The sequence below is a fragment of the Streptomyces sp. CRN 30 genome (genome assembly GCF_034105845.1).
In genome coordinates this window covers 1-8,591 of record NZ_JAVRHI010000146.1, presented here as the reverse complement: position 1 = coordinate 8,591, position 8,591 = coordinate 1, and the positions used below count along the sequence as shown (strand labels likewise).

11 protein-coding genes are annotated in these 8,591 nt (G+C 72.8%); 3 read left to right on the top strand and 8 right to left on the bottom strand.

Annotated elements, in window-relative coordinates; all coding sequences use genetic code 11:
* From UW392_RS13955 to rimP, 4 genes are all read right to left on the bottom strand, one after another.
* Positions 1 to 266, bottom strand: a 266-nt coding sequence (locus tag UW392_RS13955) for a translation initiation factor IF-2 N-terminal domain-containing protein (RefSeq protein WP_320775281.1), incomplete at its 3' end; no start/stop codon positions are given.
* Between the two features lie 146 nt (positions 267 to 412).
* Positions 413 to 688, bottom strand: a complete 276-nt coding sequence (locus UW392_RS13950; protein ID WP_320775280.1) for a YlxR family protein — start codon at positions 686 to 688, stop codon at positions 413 to 415.
* A 101-nt stretch (positions 689 to 789) separates the two neighbouring features.
* Positions 790 to 1,779: a transcription termination factor NusA gene (gene nusA / locus UW392_RS13945; protein ID WP_320775279.1), complete on the bottom strand. Its 990-nt coding sequence runs from the start codon at positions 1,777 to 1,779 to the stop codon at positions 790 to 792.
* Between the two features lie 2 nt (positions 1,780 to 1,781).
* Positions 1,782 to 2,294 carry a ribosome maturation factor RimP gene (gene rimP / locus UW392_RS13940; RefSeq protein ID WP_320775278.1) on the bottom strand — a complete coding sequence of 171 codons (513 nt, stop codon included), beginning with the start codon at positions 2,292 to 2,294 and terminating at the stop codon, positions 1,782 to 1,784.
* Between the two features lie 216 nt (positions 2,295 to 2,510).
* Between rimP and UW392_RS13935 the strand changes: the two genes are divergently transcribed.
* The 3 genes from UW392_RS13935 (at position 2,511) to UW392_RS13925 (ending at position 4,543) form a co-directional block, all read left to right on the top strand.
* Positions 2,511 to 3,086 (top strand): hypothetical protein, encoded by a 576-nt coding sequence (locus UW392_RS13935; RefSeq protein ID WP_320775277.1) that lies wholly within the window; start codon positions 2,511 to 2,513, stop codon positions 3,084 to 3,086.
* Positions 3,083 to 3,562 carry a ferritin-like domain-containing protein gene (locus tag UW392_RS13930; RefSeq protein WP_320775276.1) on the top strand — a complete coding sequence of 160 codons (480 nt, stop codon included), beginning with the start codon at positions 3,083 to 3,085 and terminating at the stop codon, positions 3,560 to 3,562. The genes UW392_RS13935 and UW392_RS13930 overlap by 4 nt, the downstream gene beginning before the upstream one ends.
* Positions 3,563 to 3,643: 81 nt before the next feature.
* Entirely contained in the window at positions 3,644 to 4,543 is a 900-nt protein-coding gene (locus UW392_RS13925; protein WP_320775275.1) for an aminoglycoside phosphotransferase family protein, read from the top strand.
* A gap of 48 nt (positions 4,544 to 4,591) precedes the next feature.
* On the opposite strand, the gene UW392_RS13920 is transcribed toward UW392_RS13925, so the two are convergent.
* The 4 genes from UW392_RS13920 to UW392_RS13905 all read right to left on the bottom strand — a co-directional run.
* Positions 4,592 to 6,295 carry a proline--tRNA ligase gene (locus tag UW392_RS13920; protein WP_320775274.1) on the bottom strand — a complete coding sequence of 568 codons (1,704 nt, stop codon included), beginning with the start codon at positions 6,293 to 6,295 and terminating at the stop codon, positions 4,592 to 4,594.
* An 83-nt stretch (positions 6,296 to 6,378) separates the two neighbouring features.
* On the bottom strand, positions 6,379 to 6,912 hold the full coding sequence (locus tag UW392_RS13915) for a GNAT family N-acetyltransferase (protein WP_320775273.1): 534 nt from the start codon (positions 6,910 to 6,912) through the stop codon (positions 6,379 to 6,381).
* A gap of 299 nt (positions 6,913 to 7,211) precedes the next feature.
* Positions 7,212 to 8,060, bottom strand: a complete 849-nt coding sequence (locus UW392_RS13910; RefSeq protein ID WP_320775272.1) for a GNAT family N-acetyltransferase — start codon at positions 8,058 to 8,060, stop codon at positions 7,212 to 7,214.
* A gap of 98 nt (positions 8,061 to 8,158) precedes the next feature.
* A partial coding sequence (locus UW392_RS13905) for a flavodoxin-dependent (E)-4-hydroxy-3-methylbut-2-enyl-diphosphate synthase (protein WP_320775271.1) occupies positions 8,159 to 8,591 on the bottom strand: 433 nt, incomplete at its 5' end.

Below are 8,591 nucleotides of genomic sequence, written 5' to 3'. Positions count from 1 at the left end.
GCGGCCGGACCCGGACGGGGGGCCGACTGCGCCGGGGAGGGCGCCGCGGGCCTGGGGGCCGACTTGCGGGGCGCGCCGGGCTTGCCGGCGGCGCGGCCGTTGCCGCTGCCCTGCTGGAAGGCGTCTGTCAGTTTGCGTACGACGGGCGCTTCGATAGTCGAAGACGCCGAACGGACGAATTCACCGAGTTCCTGGAGCTTGGCCATGACGACCTTGCTCTCGACACCGAACTCCTTGGCGAGTTCGTAGACCCGGACCTTAGCCACTTCGCTCCTTTGAGGTCCGGGTTGCGTCCGGACCGTCGCTAGTTCATGGGCGTACTCATCGCGTACTCATCGAGTGCTCATCGCAATCTCGACCTGCTTTCGACTCGCGAGGTACCAAGCCGCAACGGGGTTCCGTGCGGCACTTCTTACTGTGTCTGCTCGACGTGGTGGCGCAACGCCTTTACGTCGAGCGGTCCCGGGACGCGCAGTGCCCTCGGGAACGCCCGGCGGCGTACCGCCTGGTCGAGACAGACCTGGGTGGGGTGTACGTACGCACCCCGGCCGGGCAGCGTACCGCGAGGATCGGGGACGCAGTCGCCCCCGGCCGCCACGATGCGCAGCAGTCCGGTCTTGGCCGCTCGCTCCCGGCACCCCACACAGGTGCGCTCAGGGCATGCACGAGCACGCGTCCGGCCAGACACCGTTAAGTCTACCTCCCCGCGACGACCTCACCCCTGCGGGGCAAGAATCGAACACACGCCGCCCGAAGCTGTCGTGATCTCAGCGCCGGAACGGCTTGGATCTATTCCCCGGACGGCTGCTCGGTGTCCGGGCGGATGTCGATCCGCCAGCCGGTCAGCCGGGCCGCGAGGCGGGCGTTCTGGCCCTCCTTGCCGATCGCCAGCGAGAGCTGGTAGTCGGGCACGGTGACGCGGGCGGACCGGGCGGCGAGGTCGACGACCTCCACCTTGGTGACGCGGGCCGGCGAGAGCGCGTTGGCCACCATGTCGGCCGGGTCGTCCGACCAGTCGACGATGTCGATCTTCTCGCCGTTCAGCTCGCCCATCACGTTGCGGACCCGGCCGCCCATGGGGCCGATGCAGGCGCCCTTGGCGTTCAGACCCGAACGGGTGGACCGGACGGCGATCTTGGTGCGGTGACCGGCCTCGCGGGCGATCGCGGCGATCTCGACGGACCCGTCGGCGATCTCCGGCACCTCCAGGGCGAAGAGCTTCTTCACCAGGTTGGGGTGGGTGCGCGAGAGCGTCACGGACGGGCCGCGGACGCCCTTGGCCACCCGGACGACGTACGACCGCAGCCGGGTGCCGTGCGGGTAGGTCTCGCCGGGGACCTGCTCCTGCACGGGCAGGATGGCCTCCAGCTTGCCGATGTCCACCAGGACGTTCTTCGGGTCGCGGCCCTGCTGCACCACGCCGGTGACGATGTCGCCCTCGCGGCCGGCGTACTCGCCGAGCGTGGCGTCGTCCTCCGCGTCGCGCAGCCGCTGCAGGATGACCTGCTTTGCGGTGGTCGCGGCGATCCGTCCGAAGTCGGACGGGGTGTCGTCGAACTCGCGGGGCGCCTGGCCCTCGTCGAGGTCGTCGGGGTCCTCCTTCGCCCACACGGTCACGTGTCCGCTGTCGCGGTCGAGCTTCACGCGCGCGTGGCGGCGGCTTCCCTCGGTGCGGTGGTAGGCGATGAGGAGGGCCGACTCGATCGCCTCGACCAGCAGGTCGAAGGAGATCTCCTTCTCCCGTACCAGACCCCGCAGGGCACTCATGTCGATGTCCACGGCTACGCCTCCTCTGCGTTCTCTTCGTTGTCGTTCTCGGTCTTGCGGTTGAACTCGACCTGGACACGCGCCTTGTCGATGTCACCGAAGGCGATTCTGCGGGCGGTGGCCTTGCGGCCCTTCACGCCGGGGACCTCCAGGTCGAGGCCCTCGTCGTCAGCGGTGAGGACGCGGGCGACCAGTTCCCCGCCCTCGCGCAGCTGGAAGCGGACCAGGCGGCCGGTGGCCCGCACGTAGTGGCGGTGCTCGGTGAGGGAGCGCTCCGCGCCGGGGGTGCCCACTTCCAGGGTGTACTCGGCGTCGCCCATCGCGTCCGTCTCGTCGAGCTTCGCCGAGAGCGCGCGGCTCACATCGGCGATCCGGTCGAGATCGGCCCCGGTGTCGGAGTCGACCACGACGCGCAGCACGCGCTTGCGTCCGACCGAGTCCACCGCGATCTCTTCGAGGTCCAGTCCCTGGGAGACGACCAGCGGTTCCAGAAGTTCTCGCAGCCTCTCGCTCTGGGTGGTGCTCATCCGGGTGACTCCTCGGCCGCGTGTGCTGTTGTGGGATGGGTCGCGTGTCAGGTCAAAGGGTATCCGGTCGCGGGGGGTGTTGCCGCCAACCGGGCACCACGGTGCCGATGAGTGGCGGTGGGCGGCCCGCCGGGTACGGTGATCAAGGTGTGCCGGCCCCGCGCCCGCGCGCCCTCCCCGCCGCCCTTCCGTACGAGCCTGCCGAGGACGTCTGCCGTGTCGTCGTTGCCCTCATCGCCGCGCCCGCCCTCGGGGCCGCCGCCCCGCAGAAGGAGCCTGCTCGCCTCGGCCGCCGGGGTGGTGCTGCTGGCCGGCTGCACCGACTCCTCCGGCGGTGACACACCGGACGCGGCTTCCCGGGCCGGTGACCGGGCACGCGCGCGTGCGGCACGGGACAGTACGGCGCTGGCCGGGCGGTACGACGCGGTGATCGCCGCGCACCCGGCGCTGGCGGAGCGGCTGCGTCCGCTGCGGGCGGAGGTCGTGCGGCACGCGGAGGCGTTCGGCGGCGGGCGGACGGCGGCCTCGCCGTCCCCGTCCTCCCCGTCCTCCCCGTCCTCCCCGTCCTCCTCGGGTTCCGCGGGGGCCGCGGGGCCGGACGGTGCCGCGGCCGACACCGTACCGGCCGCCGAGAAGGAGGCGCTCGCCCTGCTCGTCGCCGCCGAACGGAAGCTGGCCGAACGGCGGACGGCGGCGCTGGCGGACGTCCCGGGCGAGCTGGCCCGGCTGCTGGCCTCGGTCGCGGCGGCCGGGGCGGGACACGTGTACCTGCTGACGGAGGGCGACGGGTGAGCGACGACGGCGGACAGAAGCGGGAGCTGAAGGCGTTGCAGGCGGTGCTGGCGGCCGAGCACGCGGCGGTCTACGGCTACGGCGTCGTCGGCGGCCGGGTCGGTGCGGACCGGCGCACCGAGGCGCGTGCGGCGTACGACGCGCACCGGGCGCGGCGTGACGCGCTGGGGCGTGAGGTGCGCGACCTCGGTGGTGAGCCGGTCGCCTCGGCGGCCGGGTACGAGCTGCCGTTCGCGGTGCCGGACGCGGCCGCGGCGGCGCGGCTGGCGGCCGAGCTGGAGGAGCGGGTGGCCGGGGTCTGGTCGGACCTGGTGCGGGCGGCCGACGGCGACCGGCGGGCCACCGCCGCCGAGGCGCTGCGGGAGGCGGCGGTCCGCGCGGTGCGCTGGCGCGGCGGGAGCGTAGCCTTCCCAGGGCTCGCCGAGCGGGCCGGCACCGCGTCGGCCCCGGCGACACCGGCGACACCGACCGCGTGACCCGTACGGGGAGAGCCCGTACGGGGACGGACGGGAGAGCCCGTACGGGAGAGACTCGCACCGGAAGGGAACGGCTCGCGCATGGCTTTCGAACCGCCGCGGCGTCTGGTCAGGGCGCTCGGTGAGACGGCACCGGACGGTGACGACTGGCTCGCGGGTCTGCCCGGGGCGGCCCGGCGGGCCGTGGCTCTACGCGGGTCGACCGTGGAGCGGGTGCAGGTGCCCGGCGGGCGCAGCAGCCTGGTGGTGCTGGTGCACACGGCCGACGGAACGCCCGCGGTACTGAAGCTGGCACCGCCGCGGGCCCGTCCGGAGAGCGAGCGGGCGGCGCTGGCGCACTGGGGCGGCCGGGGCGCCGTACGGCTTTTGGAGCCGTTCGTGGAAGAGGGCGGACTCCTGCTGGAGCGGCTGCATCCGGATGTCTCGGTGCGGTCGCTGCCGGAGTCCAGGGCGCTGCTGGAGGCGGCGGGGACGCTGCGGCGCCTGTGGGTGGCGCCGCCGGCCGGGCACCCCTTCGAGACGGTGGCCGGGCGGACCGGGCGGCAGGCGGCGGCGATGCGGGCGGGCGCGGAGGCCGATCCGGCGGTGGCGCCGCTGGTCGACGCGGCGCTCGCGGTACGCGAGGAGTTGCTGGCCGCGCCCCCGCAGGACCTGCTGCTGCACGGCACGTTCCGGCAGAGCAAGGTGCTGGCCGGGGACCGGATGCCGTGGCTGGCGGTGGGTCCCGACCCGGTGGTCGGGGAGTCGGCGTTCGACCTGGCCCGGCTGGTACGGGACCGGGTGGAGGACCTGATCGCCCAGCCGTCCGGCGCGTCCACGGTCCGGCGGCGGATCAAGCGGCTCGCGGAGTCCCTGGAGGTCGACCGCGACCGCCTGCGCGGCTGGACCCTCTTCCGGGCGGTGGAGTCGGGTGTACGGGCGTCCCGGGTCGGCCGCGCCCAGGACGCGGAGCTGCTGCTGGAGTTCGCGGGCTGGCTGTAGGGCCCGCCCGGCGGTGCCGGACGGGCCCTGGGCGTTTCTCTACCGGTGTCAGGCCGTGAGGCGGGCGATGGCCTCGTCGACCGTCAGTTCCTCGCGCTCGCCGGTGCGGCGGTCCTTCAGCTCGACGACGCCCTCGGCGGAGCGGCGGCCGGCCACCAGGATCTGGGGTACGCCGATCAGCTCGGCGTCGGTGAACTTCACGCCCGGGGAGACCCCGGCCCGGTCGTCGACGAGGACGCGGACGCCGGCGGCGGAGAGCCGCTCGGAGACGTCGAGGGCCAGCTCGGTCTGGAGGGCCTTGCCGGCGGCGACGACGTGGACGTCGGCGGGGGCGACCTCCTTGGACCAGATCAGGCCCTTGTCGTCGGCCTGCTGCTCGGCGAGGGCGGCGACGGCGCGGGAGACGCCGATGCCGTAGGAGCCCATGGTCACGCGGACCGGCTTGCCGTTCTGGCCGAGGACGTCGAGCTTGAGGGCGTCGGCGTACTTGCGGCCCAGCTGGAAGATGTGGCCGATCTCGATGGCGCGGTCGAGGACGAGGCCGGTGCCGCACTTGGGGCAGGGGTCGCCCTCCTGGACGACCACGACGTCCACGTAGGCGTCGACCTCGAAGTCACGGCCCGCGACGACGTTCTTGGCGTGCGTGTGCTCCTTGTTGGCGCCGGTGATCCAGGCGGTGCCGGGTGCGACGCGCGGGTCGGCGATGTAGGTGACCTTCTCGCCCCGGCCCTGCGGGCCGACGTAGCCGCGGACCAGGTCGGGACGGCCCGTGAAGTCCTCGGCGGTGACCAGCTCGACGGCGGCGGGCGCGAAGTGCGCCTCGACCTTGTCCAGGTCGACCTCGCGGTCACCGGGCACGCCCACGGCGACGATCTCGCCGTCGACCTTGACCAGGAGGTTCTTCAGGGTGGCGGAGGCGGGGACACCGAGGGAGGCGGCGAGCGTCTCGATGGTGGGGGTGTCCGGGGTGGGGATCTCCTCCAGGGCGGGCACGCCCTCGGCGTCCACCGGCTTGAGCGGGTACGTGATCGCCTCGGTGTTGGCGGCGAAGTCGCAGTTCGGGCAGTCGGCGAAGGTGTCCTCGCCGGCCTCGGCGGGGGCGAGGAACTCCTCGGACTTGGAGCCGCCCATCGCGCCGGCGGTCGCCGCGCAGATCCGGTAGTCGAGGCCGAGGCGCTCGAAGACGCGCTGGTAGGCGGCGCGGTGCAGGGCGTAGGACTCGGCGAGTCCCTCGTCGGCGGTGTCGAAGGAGTAGGAGTCCTTCATCAGGAACTCGCGGCCGCGCAGGATGCCGGCCCGGGGGCGGGCCTCGTCGCGGTACTTGTTCGCGATCTGGTAGAGGATCACGGGCAGGTCCTTGTAGGAGGACGCCTGGTCCTTCACCAGCAGGGTGAAGATCTCCTCGTGGGTGGGGCCGAGGAGGTAGTCGCCGCCCTTGCGGTCCTGGAGGCGGAACAGCTCGGGGCCGTACTCCTCCCAGCGGCCGGTGGCCTCGTAGGGCTCGCGGGGCAGGAGGGTCGGGAGGGTCACCTCCTGGGCGCCGATGGCGTCCATCTCCTCGCGGACGATGCGCTCGATGTTGGCGAGGACCTTCTTGCCCAGGGGCAGCCAGCTCCACAGGCCGGCGGCGGTGCGGCGGACGTAGCCGGCGCGGACGAGCAGCTTGTGGCTGAGGACCTCGGCGTCCGCCGGGTCGTCGCGCAACGTCTTCGCCAACAACTTGGACATGCGCTGGACCGGTGCGTTCGCCATGGTTCTCGTGTCTCCTGCGAAGTAAGGATGATGACAAACGAGGTTAGCCGGGCGGTCCGGGGTGGCGGAAATCGGTTAACGCCTCAGGCCCTGCGCAGCGGGAGCGGGGCGCCCATCACGGCGTACGGCTTGGGGGCACTGGGGAAGAGGACCTGGCGGGCGAGGTCCTGGTAGCCGAGGGAGCGGTAGAGGCCGCGGGCGGGGCTGTCGATGTCGATCGCGGAGAGGATCGAGCGGGGTTCGGCGGCGCCGTCGGTGATCGTGGTGATCAGGGCGCGGCCGACGCCGCGGTTCTGGTGGGCGGGGTGGACGTGCAACTCGGTGATGACGAAGGAGTCGTCGAGCCAGGTGTCGTTGTCCTGGGCGCGGAGGTAGGGCTCCACGATCGTGGACCACCAGTGGGAGCGGTCGTTGGGCATGCCGTAGACGAAGCCGGCGAGGGTGCCGTCGGGGGTGGTGGCGCCGAGGGCGCGGGCGCCGGGGTTCGTCATGTGGCGCAGGACGATCTGCCGGCGGACGGCGACCTCGTCGGGGCCGAGGCCGAAGGCCGCGGCCTGGACCGCGAGGGCCTCGTCGACGCCGGCTGCGAGGTCCAGGGGGCCGATCACTACGTCCATGCCGGGAGCCTACAGGGGGGTTCCTGTCTTGTTCGGGGTGCGGGCGCGTCGTCGCTGGTCGCGCGGTTCTCCGCGCCCCTCACGGGGCACGGCCCCGTGCGCTTCAGGGTGCGGGGGCGTCGTGGCTTGGCGCGCCGTTCCCCGCGCCCCTTGCGGGGCACGACCCCGTGCGCTTCAAAGTGCGGGGGCGTCGTGGCTTGGCGCGCCGTTCCCCGCGCCCCTCACGGGGCACAACCCCGTGCACTTCAAAGTGCGAGGGCGTCGTGGCCCTTACGGGGGCGCGTTTGTGTGGCTGGTGTTCAGAACAGGATGCTCATGAAGGCGCCGACCTCTTGGAAGCCCACTCGGCGGTAGGTCTTTCTGGCCGCCGTGTTGAAGTCGTTGACGTAGAGGCTGGCCGTGGGAGCGATGTCCGTCAGGGCGTAGCGCAGGACCGCTGCCATGCCGGGGGCGGCGAGGCCCCGGCCGCGGTGTTCGGGGGCGACCCAGACGCCCTGGATCTGGCAGGCGCGGTCCGTCGCGGCGCCGATCTCCGCCTTGAAGACGACCTTGCCGTCGGCGTCGAAGCGGGCGAAGGAGCGTCCGGTGGAGACGAGTTCGGCGACCCGGGCCTGGTAGAGCAGGCCGCCGTCGCCGGCCAGCGGGGAGATGCCCACCTCCTCGGTGAACATCGCCACACAGGCCGGCATGATCGCGTCCATCTCGTCCTTGCGGACGCGGCGGACGTGGGGGTCCGGGGCGACGGCCTCGGACGGCTGGTCGGTGATCATGAGGGGCTGCCGGCGGCGGACCTCGCGGGCCGGGCCCCAGTTGGGTTCGAGGAGCCGCCACAGCTGGGCGGTGGCCTCCGCGGGGCCGACGATGGAGGAGCAGCGGCGGCCGGCCCGGCGGGCGCGGTCCGCGAAGGCGCGCACGGCGCGCGGGGTGGCGCAGATGGGCACGAGGTTGGCGCCGGCGTAGCAGAGTGACGTCAGCATGCCGTCCTCGTACCAGCCCCACATCTCGCCGCCGAGCCGCCAGGGGTCCAGGCCCGCGATCTGTACGCGGGAGGTGACGAAGGCGTTGGCGACCGGCTCGCGGTCGAGGACGGCGAGCGCGGCGTCCAGGTCGCTCGGTTCGAGGACCCGGGAGGTGGTCTGCGTCAACACGTGCGGGGCCTCACCCTAAGGTCTGCTGATCTCCGCACTGTACCTGCCGATAATGTGACGTGCCGCCCCCAGGGGGCGGCACGGCTCGGAAGGGACGGTCAGCCGGCGACCGCGACCGTGGGTTCGCCGGAGGCCACGCCGTCGGCCTGCATCTGCTCGGCGATCTTCAGGGCCTCTTCGATGAGGGTCTCCACGATCTTGGACTCGGGTACGGTCTTGATGACCTCGCCCTTGACGAAGATCTGGCCCTTGCCGTTGCCGGAGGCGACGCCGAGGTCGGCCTCGCGGGCCTCACCGGGACCGTTGACGACACAGCCCATCACGGCGACGCGGAGCGGGACCTCCATGCCGTCGAGACCGGCGGTGACCTCCTCGGCCAGCTTGTAGACGTCGACCTGGGCACGGCCGCACGACGGGCACGACACGATCTCCAGCCGGCGCTCCTTGAGCCCCAGCGACTGCAGGATCTGGATGCCGACCTTGACCTCCTCCGCCGGCGGGGCACTGAGCGACACCCGGATGGTGTCGCCG